Raw genomic sequence first — 16,275 nt, 5'->3', positions numbered from 1 at the left:
GTTCGATAAAATCCTTGACATGGAACAGCGAAAGCACTGGTGGAACGGGAAATGGGGGCGCCTGGCCCGACGCGACGTCTTCCTCCGCGTCAACGCCGACCGGTGGCACGTCGAACAGCGCGCCGGCGGCGCGGAGGGGGTCTCCCAGTTCTACGAGTACAGCAGCGTCGAGGAGGCCGAGGAGACGGTCCGGGCGCTGCTCCACGGCACTGACACGTGGCGTGAGCTTTCCCCCCGCCCGCTGGGCGGCTGGGATGGTGTTTAGCGCACAGAACGACCGGGAACGGCGCCAGCATGAACGAGCAACGTGTCCTCTCTCGGGTCACCACCGGGATGCGGGTAGTTGACGTCGCCGGTAGTGAGATCGGCACCGTGGACCTGGTCCAGCGAGACGACCCGAACGCGGTGACCGTGCAGGCACCGGCCACCGACCCGGGCAGCAGCCTGAACGAGCTGATCGAGGCCACCGCGGTGGAGGAGCCGGACGTCCCGGCCGACCTGGCGGCGCGGTTACGCCACTCGGGCTATCTGAAGGTCTCCACCGACCGGGTCCGCACCGGGGCGGTATACGTGCCCGCCGACCAGATCGCAGCCGTCACCGACGCGGTCCGCCTGGAGGTCCCCCTGGCGGAGCTGCCCGCCGAGGAGTGACCCATCCGACCAAGACTTTCCCAATCCCGCACATCTGTGTAGAGACGAACGGAGGGTGTTCTTGGCAAGCTTGTCCCATGACGTTGATCCTCCGTTCGGCCATCCGCAACGACATCGGCCTTGTCCGGAATAACAACGAGGACTCCGCCCTGGCCGGTGAGCGCCTCCTCGCGGTCGCGGACGGCATGGGCGGCCTGCCCGCCGGGGAGGTGGCGAGCGAGATCGTCATCCGAATCCTGGACGAACTGACCCCGCCAACCACCCCCGCCGCGGCCGCCGACGCGCTCCGCGCCGTGGTCAGCGCCGCCAACCAGCGCATCCACGCCGCGATCACCGCGGATCCCGCCCGGGAAGGCATGGGGACGACGTTGACCGCCACCCTGCTCGCCGACGACACGCTGGTGCTGGCCCAGGTCGGCGACTCCCGCTGCTACCTGTTGCGCGATGGGGAGCTGACCCTGATCACCCGGGACGACACGTTCGTACAGGCGCTGGTGGACCAAGGGGCGATCACCCCCGAACAGGCCCGGCACCACCCCCAGCGATCGCTGGTGACCCGAGCGGTGCAGGGGGCCGGCGCCCCACCCGCGATCGGGACCCTGACCGTGACCTCCGGCGACCGGCTGCTGCTCTGCAGCGACGGGCTCTCCGACTACGTCGAGCACGAGGCGATCGCCGCCACTTTGACCCAGTACGGCGACCGGCAGCTCTGCGGGGAGCATCTGGTCAAGCTCGCCCACCAGGCCGGTGCGCCGGACAACGTCACCGTCGTGGTTTCCGACGTGACCACAGCCTGAGCGGTCAAGCCACGGCACAGGTCACCCGGCGGGACACCGGGTGACCCCTGTGCACCGAGCTACCCCTTCCTCCTGGTGAAGACGTCCATCAGGGCGATCAGGAGGGCGACGAAGATGAACGCCGAGATGATCAACAATGTGACCCGGAAAGCCGCCAACCAGTTATCGCCGGTACGGTCCAACGTTGCGAACAGCGCGGTGCTGACACCGACCGTTCCGGCCGAGATTCCCAGCCGGTGCCCGGTCTGCAACATCCCGGCAGCGCTGCCGGCCCGCGTGTTGGATACCTGTGACATGGTCACGGCCTGGTTCGGAATGTTGGTCAGTCCGCTCCCCAAGCCGCTGAGGACGAAGCCCGCGCCGAGGCCGGCGAGCAGCAACGGCAGGGCCGCCGAGTGCGGGCTGTCGAAGGTCGGCAGGAGGAGGTCACCGACCATGACTGCCGCTAGTCCGACCAGGGACGTCAGCAGTCCGACGGCTACTATTCGGCGACCCGCTCGCCAGGCCAGCCGGCCCCCGACAACCGCCCCCGCCGCCGTGCCCCCGGCGATCGGCACCATCACGAGACCGGTGGTGAGCGGGCTGTGACCCACCCCGTCCTGCAGATACAGCGCGAATACGTAGTACAGCGCGTCATAGGCGCCGAACAACACCGCGATGATCGCGCCCAGGCCGTACGACCGGACCCGCAGCAGGCTCAGATCAACCAGGGGTGACCCCTGTTTCGCCTGCCGCTGCTCCCAGAGCACGAAGCCGGCGAGAACGACCACGCCGACCGGCGCCAGCACCCACAGCCCCGGGATCCATGCCACCTCCCCCTCCACCATCGGAATCCAGAGCGCCACCATCCCGACGACGAACAAGACGATGCCCACCGGGTCCGTCCGTCGCCACCAGAAGCGCTCCGGGGGTGTCCTCGACGCGGGTATCAGGAGAAGCCCCAGGGCAGCTGCCAGGAAGGCGATCAAGGCGCTCGCGGCGAAAGCCAACCGCCAGCCGTTCTCCGGGTTCATATCCACCAGCAGCCCGCCCAGGACCGGTCCGGACCCGAGGGCGACGGCGAACGCCACCCCGAGTAGACCGTACGGACGGCCCCGCTCCTCCTTGCTGAACAACTGCTGGAAGAGCCCAAGGATCTGAGGGCTGGCCACCCCGAACGCACCGCCCAGCACCAGCACGGAGAGCACCAGCCAGACCGGCGTCTGGGCGAGGGCGGCGGAGGTGGCCGCCACCCCACCGAGCACCAGGGTGGACACGAAGACGGCCCGCCGTCGCCACACGTCACCGAGCCGACCGCCGGGCACCAACATCAGGGCGTACGCCAGCGCGTAGCCGGCAACCATCCACTGCTGGCCGTCCTCGCCGAGGCCGATCGTCGAGGTGATCTGCGGTACCGCGATGGCCAACATCGCGGTGGTGGCCGTCGCGAGGAATACGACCACCTGACAGACCGCGGCCACCAGCCACCGCCGGGCTCGTCCGGGCGACCTCGCGTCCGCCGACGTCGGCCCGGAACGAGGCTCGCGGGCCGTCAACGCGACCTCCCGGCACGCTCGCGACTGGTCACGCGACCCCCTTGCCCACCCGTACGGCGTTCTCCGCCCATCCGGAGACTCCCGGGAGTTAGTCCGGCGATAGCCGGATCAACTCCCGGGAGCGCGGCTCCACCTCGTCAATGTGGCCGGATGCTCTGCTCGTACTGGAAGAACTCATGCGGGTCGTACTTGGTCTTGATCTCCCGCAGCCGGGCGTAGTTGTCGCCGTAGTACGCGGTGGCCCAGTCGCCGATGCTGCTGTCCGGGACGTTGACATAGGAGCCATTGACATAGGGCAGCAGCGCCTGGCGGAACTGCTCCGTCCACGCCAGGACCGTCTTCTGCTCCTCGTCGTTCTCCCAGTTCCCGCTCCACTCCATGTAGTACTTCGGGCCGCGGTGGAAGAACGCGGTAGCGTCGGTCGGAATCCGCTTCATCGCACCACCCCAGTTCAAACACCAGATCTCGCCGCCGAGGCCGGGAAGTTCGGCCAGAAACCGCATGACCGTGTCGATCCCCCGCTTCGGGAGCAGGTCATACACCCAGGACGAGGGGATGTGCGTCTTCCGCGGCGGGTCCGTGGTCCCCGCGAGCTGGTTCCAGGCGTCCAGGTAAGACGTGGTCTCCATGGTGACCTGCGGGTCACCGATCTCGAGCAGCGGCCGAAGTATCTTTCGCAACTGGCGCTCCGAACCACGGTAGATACCGTTGCTGAAGATATGGCCGTCCGCTCGGGTCTTCGCATTGAAAACTGATCCGAGCCCGTCATCCGCGAAGGGTGCGATCTCCTGCCAGGTCCGGAACAACTCCCCGACGTATCGCCAGTCATCCCAGGTAATCTGGTACACCACGACATCCGACACCGGATGGATCCGGTACGTGTATTTGGTCGCGATGCCAAAGTTGCCGCCGCCGCCCCCGCGCGAGGCCCATAGCAGATCGGCGTACTGCGTCTCGTCCGCGTGGACGAGCCGGGCGCCCCGCTCCCCATCGGGAATGACAATATCGAGACACGTCAGGCTGTCACTGGTCACCCCAAGACTCCGACTGAGCTGGCCGATCCCGCCACCCAACGTGACCCCGGCCACGCCGACGCCGACTTCCGCTCCGGTGGGAATGGCGAAACCCCGCTCCCCCAACGCCTCGACGACCTGGTCCTGGGTTGCTCCGGTCTGCACTGTCGCCTGGCGTGCGTGCGTGTCCAGCTCGATCTCCTGCATGTCGCTGACGTCGATAATGACGCCGCCGTCCACCGCCGACCACCCCTCCAGGGCGTGCCGACCGCCTCGGGCGCGGAAAGCCACATCGTGTCGACGACACCAGGTGATCGCGTTGATCACGTCTTGGGCGTCCTGACAGAAGACGATGACGAGCGGGTACGGATTGAACTGCCGGTTCCACCCGAGTCGCGCGGCGTCGTAGTCGGTGTCATCGGGGAACACCAATCGCCCGGTCAGTTTTCCCGGATCCGGGTACGGACTTCGGCCCGCCGTCGGCTCACTTAGGACAGCCCTTTCGCCATAGGTGGCCAGAGCGGAGGGCGAGATGGCGGCAGCGCCGGCGACGCCCGCACCTACCGCCAGAACACGTAGGACATTTCGTCGAGTGGCTTCCATTTCTTCTCCTTCAGCACCGGAACAATGATCTGGTATCACCCAGCCCTCGAATACGACTATTCGTGGCAACAATTCCGGCCCGCCGTGGCCGACCTGGCACCACCGGACGCACTACGCACGCCACCAGTCGATTTGGGCAGCACGATGCCAGCAAACACACCCCACGTCACTCGAGGTGCGTTTCAGTACTGCAACACCGGCTCGTCTGTTTTGACCGTATCAGTCCGGTCTGCTACCCGAAGGCGCTTGGCGGGATCGCTAATAGCCGCTGCGTGATACGCCCGAGGCTGCTGAGAATTCAGTCAACTAATGAGAAACCGCAGGTCAACATAGGGGCTCGAGAGAAGCACCGACGCATCCGCGTCAGCGACGCTTCCTCCTGCGCACCACAGCCCACGTGACGCCGACGACCAGCGCCAGCGACGTCACGAGACACAGCAGAAGGGTGATGTGCCACGGCCTAATCGCGCCCATAGCACGGCAGGCTACCCAGAGTGGGCAAGTCCCGCTGCCCCGCGGGGCGCTTCCGGTTCGCCGCCACGGCTCGACGAGGTATGAAGGTGCACAGGCGACAATCCGCACACCGGAAGGACCTGGCTCGATGACCCTGGAACGACCGATCGCCCCGGACCCGTACGAACTGCTGCCGACGGTGCCATCGTTCACGCTCACCAGTGACGACGTACGCAACGGCGAGCCGATGGACGCGACGCACGCCCACCCGAGCGTCGGCGGCGACGACCTCTCCCCGCACCTGGCCTGGTCGGGCTTCCCCGCCGAGACCAAGGGTTTCGTGGTGACCTGCTTCGATCCGGACGCGCCGACCGGCAGTGGCTTCTGGCACTGGGTGCTGGTCAACCTACCGACGAGCGTGACGGAGCTGCCGCGAGGCGCGAGCAGCGACGGCCTGAGCGGCGGTTTCACGGTCCGCAATGACTACAGTCAGCAGGGCTACGGGGGCGCCGCCCCGCCGCGCGGTGATCGCCCGCACCGGTACCTCTTCGCGGTGCACGCACTGGGTATGGAGCGCCTCGACGTCACCCCGGACGCCTCCCCGGCGTACGTGGGCTTCAACCTCGCCTTCCACACCCTGGCCCGTGCGGTGATCCGGCCGACATATCAGGTCACGCAGTAGCCGTACCCGCACGTCCACGATCCGCGTCCGGCCTGGTGACGCCCGGGGCACGGCGGGGCGACCAGCGCCGGATCGCGGGGAGGTGGGTGACCGTCGGCGTCAGGAGGGCGTACGGGCCACCGCGAAGACGGACTGGCCGAACGGGGGGCGGGCCAGCTGCTCGGCGGCCTTGGTCAACGGGAGCACCAGGGTGTCGTACACCTTAACCATCGGGCCCTCCTTCGGCATCAGCCGGAAGACCTTGGTCGCCATGAAGTAGCCGATCAACCCGAGCGCGTTCGCGTAGTGGATCTTTTCCACGGTCAGCCCGGCTTCGGTCATCGCGGCGGCCAGAGTCTTCGTCGTGTACCGCCGGACGTGGCCGGTAGCGATGTCGGCGGGGCCCATCGCGAACTCGAACGCCGGCACGATGATGATCACCGGGCTGCCCGGCCGGACCAGGTCGCGCATGCCGCGCAGGGCCCCAACGTGGTCCTCGATGTGCTCCAGGACGTTGTACGAGACGACGGCACTGTAGTCGCCGCCGTCGGTGTGCGGCAGCAGCATCTCACGCACCTCGATGCCGGGCTGCTCGGCGGCGAGCCGTTCCTTCAGGGCGACCAGTCGCTCCGGGTCGGCCTCCGTGGCGGTGAAACGGGGTACTCGCTCAGCCCACTCCAGCGCATAGTCGCCGAGGCCACTGCCGACCTCGATCGGGTTCTCACCGAGGTACGGCAGGGCCAGCTCAACGAACCAACGGCGGTGGTTCACGGCGGTCGCGAGGCCTTCCAGCACCTCGGACTGGACACGCTGATTACCGGTTATTTCTGCCATACATCGATTCCTCACGGCGTGACTTGGCTTGACCCCACCTGGACCGACAGAGTGAACCATCCACCTAGAAGGTGGAACAAATCGGGGCATCGGGATGACCGAAATACGATCGGAGTAGGCACATGATCGGCGGCCAGGAGCCGCCACATGCTACCAATCACCCAAAACCTGGCACGGTACGGCCATCGCCTGACTACGCTCTGAATTGGTATGACTACCGCCGATTCGAGTAGCGCAGCCGACGCCTCCGAGGAGGGAGCGCCGGTCCCCCGGCCTGACCAGCCCAGCACGCGGCGGCGGGCCGACCTGTTGGCAGTACTGAGCTTCGTCCTGCTCGCGCTCTGGGTGACCATCCGACTCTGGCTGGATCCACGCGACGGACTCCGGGACAACCGCACCGATCAGTCCCAGTTCGAGTGGATGATGGCGCACGGTTCACGAGTAGTGACCGATTTCGCCTACCCGTTCACCTCGGATCGAATGAATGTGCCGGAGGCCGTCAATTTGATGGCCAATACGTCTGTACTCTCCGTATCTATACCAATGACGCCAGTCACCCTTCTGGCCGGACCCCGGATGTCCTTCCTGCTCTTCCTAACCCTGGGTATGGCAGCTACCGCGACCTCGTGGTATTTCCTGCTCTCCCGGGTGGTGGTCCGCTCCCCCGGCCCGGCCTGGCTCGGCGCCACGTTCTGCGGGTTCGCGCCCGCGATGATCTCGCATGCCAACGCCCACCCCAACATCGTCTCCCAGTTCGTCGTACCCCTGATCATCTGGCGCACCCTGCGCCTCGGCGAGCCCGGCCGCTGGCTACGCAACGGGACCCTGCTCGCCCTGGTTATCGTCTGGCAGGCCTTCCTCAACCTGGAAATCCTGCTGATGACCGCGATCGGCCTGGGCGTGGTCATAGGCGCCCTCGCCCTCCACCGGCCCGACCTGCGCCAGCGGGCACGTCCATTCCTCGCCGGGTTGGGTGTCGCCGCCGCGGTCGCGCTCCTCCTGCTGGCGTACCCGCTCTACGTGCAGTTCTTTGGCCCCGGCGCCTACCGAGGGCTCTCCCCCCTGATCCGCGGCTACTCCACCGATCTCGCCTCGTACGTGGCGTACTCCCGGGAGTCGCTGGCCGGCGACGAACCCGGCGCGCGCGGGCTGGCACAGAACCCCACCGAGGAGAACGCCTTCTTCGGCTGGCCCCTGTTGGTGCTCATCGCCGCGCTCGTCTGGTGGCTGCGCCACAATGTCGTCGTCCGGGCTCTGGCCCTGCTCGCGGTGATCTTCGCGGTGCTCTCGCTCGGCCGCGAAGTCCTGTTCAACGGCGAACTCACCGGCATCCCGGCTCCCTGGGCCGCACTGGAGAACCTGCCCATCCTGCACTCGGTGGTGCCCACCCGATGGGCGCTGGCCATCACCCCGCTGTTCGGGCTCCTGCTCGCCTACGGGGCGCAGCGCGCCCAGACCCTCGCCAACCGGAATCCCGCCGCCCGGCCGCAGATCCGCTTCGCCACCGTCACCGTACTGGCGATGGCGCTCCTGCCGCTCCTGCCGACCCCGCTGCCGGCGGTCCGGCTGGAGCCAACCCCCGCCTTCGTCACCTCCGGCGCATGGCGGCCATACGTGACCGATGGACGCAGCATCGTCACTCTGCCGCTACCGGACACCCACTACGCCGACCCGCTGCGGTGGTCCGCCGAGACGGGCCTGGACATGCCGATCGCCCGCGGGTACTTCCTCGGCCCGGACACCCGTCCCGGTCGGCACCGAGTCGCCCTGTTCACCGCGCCGGCCCGCCCGACCAACACATTCTTCGGCGAGATCCGGCGCACTGGAACGGTGCCACCGATTAGTCAGCAGGAGCGGACCGCCGCCGAGGAGGACCTGCGGTACTGGCGGGCCGGCGCAGTCATCCTCGGTCCGCACGAGCACGCCGACGCGCTACGCCAGGGCATGACCGAACTGATCGGGATCGAGCCGACCTACACCGAAGGCGTCTGGCTCTGGGACGTACGAAACCTCACTGCCTGACCGACCGACCAGGATCGTTGGCGCTGACCGACGCCGGTCCCGACCAAGACCGACGGAGCGGAATGACCGCGCCGACTCCGGTCAAGACCGGCGGAGGCAACAGCCCGCGCACGTCTTCGGGCGAGGAAGGGTGAACGCGAGGCAGCAGGTGTACCGCTGCACCGTCGGCTCGCCGGCCGGACCCGGCACCAAATCGACCAGGTCCCGCAGGCCGAGCGCCGTGAGCAACGTATCGATCGTGGCGACGGAGGAGCCCGGCAGGCCATCGGCGGCGCACAGAATGGCGTTGGCGATCCCAGCGGCCACCGAGCCCAACAACGTTCGGGTGCCGATCCGCACTTCCGCCTGGATCGCCGCGATCACCGGGGCGAGGTGAGCGTCGAGCAGCGTCGCCCGGAGAACCGCGAGCAGCTCCGCTTCGCCGGCCACCACCTGCACCTCAGGTCGGCCAGCCAGCGCCAGCGGATCACCGGGCAGGACCGCCACCGCGGTCGACCGGCGCAGGCCCAGAGTGAGCAGCGACCGGGGATCCGCAAAGTGAATCAAAACATCGGCGGGAACGAGCAGGGGAACCCGCCGGGCCGAGGCCCAGCCCAGGACCGCCGGCAGGGCCGCCCAGTAGCTGTATGACTTCCACGCCAGCGCCGCACTGGCGTGCCGGGTGCCACCCCACTGGTCGGTGGCCGCGGCCAGGAGCTCGGGCAGCCTCGTCCCGTCCACCAACCCGGTGGCGGGTGACCAACCACCCTCATCGGCGACCAACAGGCCGCGGGCCAGGCCCGGCACGTCGTCGGTACCGAAAAGCTGGCGCAGCGCCGTGGTGACCGGAGCCAACGGGGCGGTAGCTGCCGTGCTGGGGACTACTGTTGTCACCCTGACGCTCCCCCATCTCCCGCCCCTACGATAAGCCAAGGCTAGCCTAACTTTCCACGGAGCTCGGCGACTCCCGGTGTATCCCGCGCCTCGGCGACTCCGCCCCATCAGCGCCGCCAGAGCCCCGAGCGCGAGCCTTGCCCGCGCCTCGGCGATTCCGCCCATCCCGCGCCTCGGCGATTCCGCCCATCCCGCGCCTCGGCGTACTACCCGCCTGCCAGCCCGGGGAAACGGCCGCCGCACTATCGAGCCCCCTCGCTGGAGAGTCAAGACTCATGTCGACAAGGTGGCACTTCTATACCCGATCAGTGACAGAACGTGAAACTAATAGTCCCGGCCACAAGGAAGCTGATGACGACATCACCGCTCGATCGGGCGGCCGACACCTTCGCCGTCGAACTCGCCCACCACCGGACCGAGCGAGGGCTGTCCAAAAAACAGCTGGCGACGCTGATGGGATTCGACCCTTCGTACGTCAGCCACGTGGAGGGACGCCGGCACCGGCCCACCGAAGACTTCGCCCGGCGGGCAGAGGCCGTACTGGAGGCCAGCGGGGCGATCTGGCAACGCTTCTGCGAATACGACGAACTCCGACACGCCCGCAGCGACCGGGCGCCACACCGCGAGTCACCCGCCCTCGGGCAATGGCTACCCCCCGGCACCGGCCTGATCGTCGAACGGGAACACGCCAGCCTCACCTACCGAGACGAGACCTACCACTGCGTCGTCCGCCGGGATCTGCACAACGCCGGGACCGAGCCGATCACCCGGTACCTCATCCGCGTCGCCGTTGACCGCTACCCGGGCAACCCCGGCCGCTCCAACCGGCACCACCGGACACACCCACTCACCTTCGCCGAGTTACAGCTTCGCGCGTGCCGGCTGGACGGGCAGGAGCACGAGGCGATGCACTGGCGAACCAAGCACGACCGGGACGCCTTCAAAGAAATCTGGCTGCTCTTCGAGAACGCCGACCGGCGCTTCCCGCTCTACCCGGGCGACCGCGCCACCATCGAGTACGCCTACCACGTCGGGGCGGACAAATGGGGCCCCTGGTTTCAGCGGGCCGTCCGGGTACCCACCCGGCACCTCGCCGTCCGGCTCGACCTGCCCGCCGCTCTCGACCCGCAGGTCTGGGGTGCCCAGACATCGCTCTCCATGGAGGAAGGCCCGCTGCGTACCCCGGTGGCTCGGCGGGAGGAGGGCGACCGAACAATCTTCGACTGGGCGGTAGACGAGCCGCCGCTGAACGGCCGCTACCGGATGCAGTGGCGATTCCGGTCCCGACCCGAAGGAGAGCCCACAGAACCCGGCTGGCTGCGACCAAGCGACCGGATGCGGAGCCTCGGCATCCTCCAGCGCGACGCGGACCTACTCCGCCGGCCCGCCCAGCCGTTCGACCTACCCCGTGAAGAAAGGGTCGCCCAGGAGGCGGTGGAACGGCTCACCGCAGCCCTACTTCGCCTCGACGAGCTACATCCATTCAGCAAGGGGGTCGGCGTCGCCGCTCCCCAAATCGGCATCGGCCGCGCCGCCCTCATCGTCCGCCCCCCGGACCGCGGGGGCGAACCCGTCGTCCTGCTCAACCCGCGGGTGGTCGACGCCGCACCCGACACCGACGAACAGTACGAAGGGTGCCTCTCCTTCTTCGACCAGCGAGGTCTCGTGCCCCGCCCGCTGCGGATCGACGTCGAGCACACCCACCTCGACGGCAGTCGGGTCATCACCTCCTACGAGTACGCCATGGCCCGCCTCGTGGCGCACGAGATCGACCACCTCGAGGGGCGCCTCTACGTCGACCGGATGGCCCCCGGCGTACCCCTGGTGCCGGTCGAGGAGTACCGGCACACCGGACAGCCCTGGCGTTACTGAGACAGCATCGGCGACGGCCACGTCCGCCCGGGGGAAGGAGGGCCGGGCGGACGTGGCCGTCGTGGGCGGTGCCGGTCCGCCCGATGGGGAATGTCCGTTACAACTCACCGAAGGTGTCGTACCGAGTACGCTCCTGCGGCACCTCATCGCCGGAGAGAACCCGCAGCGTGGCCCGGACCATCGGCGCCGACCCGGAGACGTAGCAGTCATGCGCCGTCCACGGGCCGTACCGGCCGACCACTTCGGAGATCTCGCCCAGCTCACCGTCGAAGCCCTTGTCCGCGCTACAGGCCGGTGTCACCGACAGCCACGGATGCCGGGCGACCAACTCCTGGAGCCCGGCCAGACCATAGAGGTCAAGATGCGTGCGGGCGCCGTAGAAGACATGCACCCAACGGGTCCGGTTGTAGCTCGCCAGTTCCTCGACCAACGCCTTCACCGGAGCCAAGCCGACCCCGCCGGCGACACAGAGGATGTCCCGGTCCGATGCCCGGTCCAAGGTCATCGACCCCATCGGCGCCGCCAACCGCAACAAGTCACCCGGCTTCACCCGCCGAACCAGCGCGCCGGACAACCACCCCGCACCCGGTGGCGTCCGAACGTGGAACTCCAGCACGTTGTCGTCGTTCGGCGCGTTCGCCACCGAATAGGTCCGCCACACCCGCGGGTGGTACCGGGGCGCCTCAATGCTGACGTACTGGCCGGCCTGCCACCGCAGCGGATGTTGCAGGGCACGGACCGTCAACACCGCCATGTCCGGTCCGTACCGAACGTGAGTCAGCACCTCGGCATGCCAGAACGGTGGGTTGTCGTCTGCCGCCGCCCCCGCGAGCATCTTGCCCGAGATGGCCGCGTACGCGTCCCGCCAGGCCTGGTCGAACGTCAGATTCCAGCCGTCGCCGGCAGTGCTGCGCAAGGCGTCCAGCAGGGCGACGCCCATGGTCTCGTAGTTTGTTGCCTCAACGTGGTATTTGCGGTGATCCCGGCCCAGCGACCGGAGGAACTCCTCGAAGCTCTCCGGGTCGTCCACCGTGTGGGCGGCGGTGATGATCGCCTCCAACAGCCGATCACCCTGACCCACCATCTGCGCCGGAAAGAGCGAACGCAGCTCGGGGTCGAGCAGGAACAGCCGGGCGTAGAAGTGCTCGCTCAGCCGGTCCCGGTGCTCCTCAACCAGGGTCCAACTCTCCTTGAGTAGCCGCGCGACATCGTCCACGGGAGCGCGCTCCTTCTCCGTACGGAAATCGGGCAGCTACAGAATGGCCACGGAGCGTGCCGGGTGGTCGCACAGAATGTGCGACCGGTTCATGAGGTCTCCTCGGTGCCACGATCAGGAGTCGGGTCAGGCAGAGTGGTGCGGTGACCCTCGATCTGGACCGACCGTTGACTCGCCGGACGCTGAGCACCGAAACCTGGCTGGTCCTCGGCTTGTCGCTCGGCCAATCGGCCGTCTACGCCCTCACGTCGATCGTCGCCAAACTCACCGCCGAGGGACCGCTGTCGGCACAGACCGCCGCCCTGAACACATCCCGGTCCGAGCGGCCCTACCTCGACCTCACATACCAGCTGCTCGGGATCAGCTTCGCCCTGCTGCCGGTGCTGCTCGCCGTACACCTGCTGGCTCGCAACCCGGGCAACCCGGCGCGGACTCTCGGCCTGGACGCCCGCCGGCCCGGCCAGGACCTCGTGCGCGGCGCCGGCCTGGCCGCGCTGATCGGCCTGCCCGGCCTGGCCCTGTTCTGGGCAGCGGCGCAACTCGGGCTCAATGCGACGCTGGTGCCCGCCGCGCTGCCGGACATCTGGTGGGCAGCACCGGTGTTGATCTTCGCGGCCGTAAAGAACGCCGTACTGGAAGAAGTGATCGTGGTCGGCTACCTCGTCACTCGGCTGCGGCAGCTCCAGTGGCGACTCGGTGCGATCATCGTCACCAGTGCGCTGCTCCGCGGCTCCTACCACCTCTACCAGGGATTCGGCGCGTTCGTCGGAAACGCTGTCATGGGCATCATCTTCAGCCTGTACTTCCTCCGAACCCGGCGAGTGATGCCACTGGTGGTGGCGCACACACTCCTGGACATCGTGGCCTTTGTCGGCTATGCGGCGCTACCGCAGGAGTGGTTCGACTGGCTCTGAGGTCCGCGGTGATGCGGACATCCGACCTGCCCGAGGGTAGTCGCTTTGCTCCCGGCGGCCAGGGCCCTGTATTCTCAACCCCCGGTGGCCTGCGAAGCCGCCAGGGAGACTTCGCCTAGTCTGGTCTATGGCGCCGCACTGCTAATGCGGTTGGGGTTTTAAAGCCCCTCCCGGGTTCGAATCCCGGAGTCTCCGCGCGAAAGTCGGTCGTGTAGGCTGACCAAGCACCAGCGCCCGTAGCTCAACGGATAGAGCATCTGACTACGGATCAGAAGGTTAGGGGTTCGAATCCCTTCGGGCGCGCAAGATCGTAAGGCGCTTGACCTGCAAGAACAGGGGTCAGGCGCCTTCGCTTTGTCGTCCCTAGTGGACGGTTGGGTGCTCGGTGGGTGCTCGTGCGACGCGCATCCCCTCCGTCCCGCCGGGTCCGGACGGGTCCCGGTCAGTCCGGGTGCGTTTGACAGCGATTCGAGTCGTTGTCCGCCCCTCCCGAACTCTGGGACGCCGCGCCCGGGGCAGTCCGCCGGAAGGCTGGCCGGTTTCGGCGGTAGCCGGTTACGGTGACGTCGCTTCGCGTCAATCCGGTCATCGATGCGTAGAGGGCTGTGAAGGGCTGGCTTCATGATCGATCCGCAGCGGGTGGACGATACGAAACGAGCACTCGGTGCGGGGCTTGCCCGCTGGCGCAACGCGAGTGGGCTAACCCAGTTGGCCTTGGCGCGTCGGGTGCCGGTAGCCCGGTCCACGATCGCTGGCACGGAGAGTGGACGGCAGTGTCCTGACCGGATCTTCTGGCATCGCTGTGAATTGGCCTGGCAGCTGGTGGGGACGGGCTTGCTAGCAGTACCCATGACGACATGCACGCCGGGGAGATCGAGACCTCCCTGCTGCTGCACCTGTGCCCCGAACTCGTCCGAGTCGGCTATCGGACCGCCGACCATCTCACCGAACGCCCGGACCTGCTGGTCCTCGGCATGCGCGGCTACACAGACAGCGGCGTCATCGGCCAGCCGTCCCTCGCCACAGCCAGCAAAGGGAAAGCCGTCCTCGACAGCCTGACCACCTCGTTCGCGGCCAGCCTTGCCGTGCTACGCAACGAAGCCTGAGCCACCCCGCCTCCATGGAACCGCTTCTTCGAAGCGGGGGGGGAACTCATGTCGGCCCACCGATCAATGAGCACGTTGCGGGGGCTGTCTCGCTAGCGGCTCTGTCTCACATTCGGTGGTGACCGAGGGTGGTCGATGTCGTTGAGGTCATGTGTGCAAGATCGATGATCTTACGAAGATGGTGTTCTCGGGGCTGTCCCCGTTGGTGATCGATGAGGTCACGGACGAGGGCGAGCGGATCCTGGTGCGGGCTCGGACTCCTGGAGGAACGGTGGCTTGTCCGGGCTGTGAGGCGGTGACGGGCCGGGTGCATGGGTATCACCAGCGGACTCTGGCGGATGTGCCGGTCGATGCCCGGCCGGTAGTGGTGCGGGTGCGCGTGCGGCGTCTGGTGTGCCCGACGCAGGGCTGTCGTCGCACGTTCCGGGAACAGCTTCCGGGTGTTCTGGAGCGTTACCAGCGTCGCACGTCCCGGCTGAGCGCCCAGGTCGCTGCGGTGGTGCGTCATCTGGCTGGCCGGGGCGGTGCTCGCCTGTTGTCGGTCCTGGCGATGGTCGTCATGTCCCGTCACACCGCGCTGCGGGCGCTGCTACGCGTTCCGCTGCCCGAGCGGCGGGTTCCCCGCGTGCTCGGGGTCGACGACTTCGCGCTGTGCCGCCGTCGCCGTTACGCCACCGTCCTGATCGACGCGGTCACCCGTGAACGCATCGACGTGCTGCCCGACCGCAAGGCCCACACGTTAGAGACATGGCTGCGTGAGCATCCCGGTGTCGAGGTGGTGTGCCGGGACTCCTCGGGCGCCTACGCCGAAGCGGTCCGCCGCGCCCTACCCGAGGCGTTGCAGGTCGCCGACCGCTGGCACCTGTGGCACAACCTCGCCGAGGCCGTCCGCAAAGAGGTCACCGCCCACAGCACATGCTGGGCCACCGCCGGCCTACCGCCACAGCAAGGCATCCGGGCCGTGACCACCCGGCAGCGGTGGCAGCAGGTCCACGACCTGCTCGACAAGGGCGTCGGCCTGCTCGAATGCGCCCGCCGACTCAACCTCGGCCTGAACACGGTCAAACGGTATGCCCGAATCAGCGAACCCGAACGCCTGGTCCGCGCACCGCAGTACCGGCCCACCCTCGTCGACCCCTACCGTGACCACCTGCGCCGACGCCGGGAACAAGACCCCGCCGTCGGCGCTACGCAACTTCTCGCCGAGATCAGGGAACTGGGCTACACCGGCAGCCTCAACCTGCTCTACCGCTACATCACCCAAGGCCGCGTCGAAGCCGACCGCCCAGCCCTGTCGCCCCGACGCCTCACCCGCTACTTCCTGACCCCACCCGAGAAGCTCACAGACCATCAGCGCACGCTCGTCCACGCCCTCACCAGCGCCTGCCCGCAGATGACCGCGCTGGCCGGCTTCATCGGCTCGTTCGCCGCGCTCCTCACACCCGCAGCCGGTAACGACGACCATCTCGACACGTGGATCGCCGAGGTCAAGGCCACGGACCTACCCCACCTGCACACCTTCATCCGCGGCCTCGGCCTGGACCGCGACGCCGTCAACGCCGCCCTGACCCACCCCTTCAACAACGGCGGCACCGAAGGCGTCAACACCAAAACCAAACTGATCAAACGACAAATGTACGGACGAGCGGGCTTCGCTCTCCTGCGCCATCGAATCCTGCTCGGCTGACCAGCACCCTCCATCACCACCGAATGTGAGACAGAGCC

At 67.7% G+C, this 16,275-nt stretch carries 14 protein-coding genes, 2 tRNA genes and 1 pseudogene; 12 read left to right on the top strand and 5 right to left on the bottom strand.

Going from position 1 to position 16,275, the window contains the following annotated elements; translation table 11 throughout:
- Nucleotides 1–19: 19 nt before the first annotated feature.
- From B116_RS0116235 to B116_RS0116225, 3 genes are all read left to right on the top strand, one after another.
- Nucleotides 20–265: a hypothetical protein gene (locus B116_RS0116235; protein ID WP_026321449.1), complete on the top strand. Its 246-nt coding sequence runs from the start codon at nt 20–22 to the stop codon at nt 263–265.
- Nucleotides 266–294: 29 nt separating this feature from the next.
- Complete coding sequence (locus B116_RS0116230; RefSeq protein ID WP_018720826.1) at nt 295–651, top strand: hypothetical protein; 357 nt, start codon at nt 295–297, stop codon at nt 649–651.
- Between the two features lie 77 nt (nt 652–728).
- Nucleotides 729–1,448, top strand: a complete 720-nt coding sequence (locus B116_RS0116225; protein WP_018720827.1) for a PP2C family protein-serine/threonine phosphatase — start codon at nt 729–731, stop codon at nt 1,446–1,448.
- A 59-nt stretch (nt 1,449–1,507) separates the two neighbouring features.
- Here the strand turns inward: B116_RS0116225 and B116_RS0116220 are convergent, their stop codons facing one another.
- Nucleotides 1,508–2,908 (bottom strand): MFS transporter, encoded by a 1,401-nt coding sequence (locus tag B116_RS0116220; RefSeq protein WP_018720828.1) that lies wholly within the window; start codon nt 2,906–2,908, stop codon nt 1,508–1,510.
- Nucleotides 2,909–3,120: 212 nt separating this feature from the next.
- Complete coding sequence (locus tag B116_RS0116215; protein ID WP_026321451.1) at nt 3,121–4,599, bottom strand: FAD-binding oxidoreductase; 1,479 nt, start codon at nt 4,597–4,599, stop codon at nt 3,121–3,123.
- 601 nt (nt 4,600–5,200) lie between these two features.
- On the opposite strand from B116_RS0116215, the gene B116_RS0116210 reads away from it, so the two are divergent.
- Complete coding sequence (locus tag B116_RS0116210) at nt 5,201–5,734, top strand: YbhB/YbcL family Raf kinase inhibitor-like protein (protein ID WP_018720830.1); 534 nt, start codon at nt 5,201–5,203, stop codon at nt 5,732–5,734.
- Between the two features lie 99 nt (nt 5,735–5,833).
- Here the strand turns inward: B116_RS0116210 and B116_RS0116205 are convergent, their stop codons facing one another.
- On the bottom strand, nt 5,834–6,547 hold the full coding sequence (locus B116_RS0116205; protein ID WP_018720831.1) for a class I SAM-dependent methyltransferase: 714 nt from the start codon (nt 6,545–6,547) through the stop codon (nt 5,834–5,836).
- A 210-nt stretch (nt 6,548–6,757) separates the two neighbouring features.
- On the opposite strand from B116_RS0116205, the gene B116_RS0116200 reads away from it, so the two are divergent.
- Entirely contained in the window at nt 6,758–8,569 is a 1,812-nt protein-coding gene (locus B116_RS0116200) for a hypothetical protein (protein WP_027660672.1), read from the top strand.
- Nucleotides 8,570–8,650: 81 nt separating this feature from the next.
- Here the strand turns inward: B116_RS0116200 and B116_RS0116195 are convergent, their stop codons facing one another.
- On the bottom strand, nt 8,651–9,442 hold the full coding sequence (locus B116_RS0116195; protein WP_027660671.1) for a hypothetical protein: 792 nt from the start codon (nt 9,440–9,442) through the stop codon (nt 8,651–8,653).
- A 351-nt stretch (nt 9,443–9,793) separates the two neighbouring features.
- On the opposite strand from B116_RS0116195, the gene B116_RS0116190 reads away from it, so the two are divergent.
- Nucleotides 9,794–11,314 (top strand): peptide deformylase, encoded by a 1,521-nt coding sequence (locus tag B116_RS0116190; protein ID WP_018720834.1) that lies wholly within the window; start codon nt 9,794–9,796, stop codon nt 11,312–11,314.
- 97 nt (nt 11,315–11,411) lie between these two features.
- Here the strand turns inward: B116_RS0116190 and B116_RS0116185 are convergent, their stop codons facing one another.
- Nucleotides 11,412–12,530: a globin domain-containing protein gene (locus tag B116_RS0116185; protein WP_018720835.1), complete on the bottom strand. Its 1,119-nt coding sequence runs from the start codon at nt 12,528–12,530 to the stop codon at nt 11,412–11,414.
- A 143-nt stretch (nt 12,531–12,673) separates the two neighbouring features.
- On the opposite strand from B116_RS0116185, the gene B116_RS0116180 reads away from it, so the two are divergent.
- The 6 genes and pseudogenes from B116_RS0116180 (at nt 12,674) to B116_RS0116160 (ending at nt 16,237) form a co-directional block, all read left to right on the top strand.
- Nucleotides 12,674–13,444: a CPBP family intramembrane glutamic endopeptidase gene (locus B116_RS0116180; protein WP_018720836.1), complete on the top strand. Its 771-nt coding sequence runs from the start codon at nt 12,674–12,676 to the stop codon at nt 13,442–13,444.
- 104 nt (nt 13,445–13,548) lie between these two features.
- A tRNA-Ser gene (locus B116_RS0116175) sits at nt 13,549–13,639 on the top strand.
- A 35-nt stretch (nt 13,640–13,674) separates the two neighbouring features.
- Nucleotides 13,675–13,747: transfer RNA gene (locus B116_RS0116170), tRNA-Arg, on the top strand.
- A gap of 318 nt (nt 13,748–14,065) precedes the next feature.
- Nucleotides 14,066–14,185, top strand: a pseudogene (locus B116_RS28665) (hypothetical protein); the annotation flags it as partial.
- A gap of 116 nt (nt 14,186–14,301) precedes the next feature.
- Complete coding sequence (locus tag B116_RS27870) at nt 14,302–14,550, top strand: creatininase family protein (RefSeq protein ID WP_263404926.1); 249 nt, start codon at nt 14,302–14,304, stop codon at nt 14,548–14,550.
- A 178-nt stretch (nt 14,551–14,728) separates the two neighbouring features.
- A complete protein-coding gene (locus B116_RS0116160; protein ID WP_188116025.1) occupies nt 14,729–16,237 on the top strand; it encodes an ISL3 family transposase in 1,509 nt (502 codons plus the stop codon).
- Nucleotides 16,238–16,275 lie beyond the last annotated feature (38 nt).

The sequence above is a fragment of the Salinispora fenicalii genome, assembly GCF_000514815.1.
Classification (GTDB): Bacteria; Actinomycetota; Actinomycetes; order Mycobacteriales; family Micromonosporaceae; genus Micromonospora; species Micromonospora fenicalii.
Note: the sequence above shows the minus strand (reverse complement) of the source record. Positions and strands in the feature narration are given on the sequence as shown.

What these genes read in the sequence shown, in the direction of transcription:
- B116_RS0116160 (WP_188116025.1), top strand. Translation starts at nt 14,729, where the DNA reads ATGGTGTTCTCGGGGCTGTCCCCGTTGGTGATCGATGAGGTCACGGAC.
- B116_RS0116210 (WP_018720830.1), top strand. Translation starts at nt 5,201, where the DNA reads ATGACCCTGGAACGACCGATCGCCCCGGACCCGTACGAACTGCTGCCG.
- B116_RS0116230 (WP_018720826.1), top strand. Translation starts at nt 295, where the DNA reads ATGAACGAGCAACGTGTCCTCTCTCGGGTCACCACCGGGATGCGGGTA.
- B116_RS0116215 (WP_026321451.1), bottom strand. Translation starts at nt 4,599, where the DNA reads ATGGAAGCCACTCGACGAAATGTCCTACGTGTTCTGGCGGTAGGTGCG.
- B116_RS0116200 (WP_027660672.1), top strand. Translation starts at nt 6,758, where the DNA reads ATGACTACCGCCGATTCGAGTAGCGCAGCCGACGCCTCCGAGGAGGGA.
- B116_RS0116225 (WP_018720827.1), top strand. Translation starts at nt 729, where the DNA reads ATGACGTTGATCCTCCGTTCGGCCATCCGCAACGACATCGGCCTTGTC.
- B116_RS0116205 (WP_018720831.1), bottom strand. Translation starts at nt 6,547, where the DNA reads ATGGCAGAAATAACCGGTAATCAGCGTGTCCAGTCCGAGGTGCTGGAA.
- B116_RS0116190 (WP_018720834.1), top strand. Translation starts at nt 9,794, where the DNA reads ATGACGACATCACCGCTCGATCGGGCGGCCGACACCTTCGCCGTCGAA.
- B116_RS27870 (WP_263404926.1), top strand. Translation starts at nt 14,302, where the DNA reads ATGCACGCCGGGGAGATCGAGACCTCCCTGCTGCTGCACCTGTGCCCC.
- B116_RS0116235 (WP_026321449.1), top strand. Translation starts at nt 20, where the DNA reads ATGGAACAGCGAAAGCACTGGTGGAACGGGAAATGGGGGCGCCTGGCC.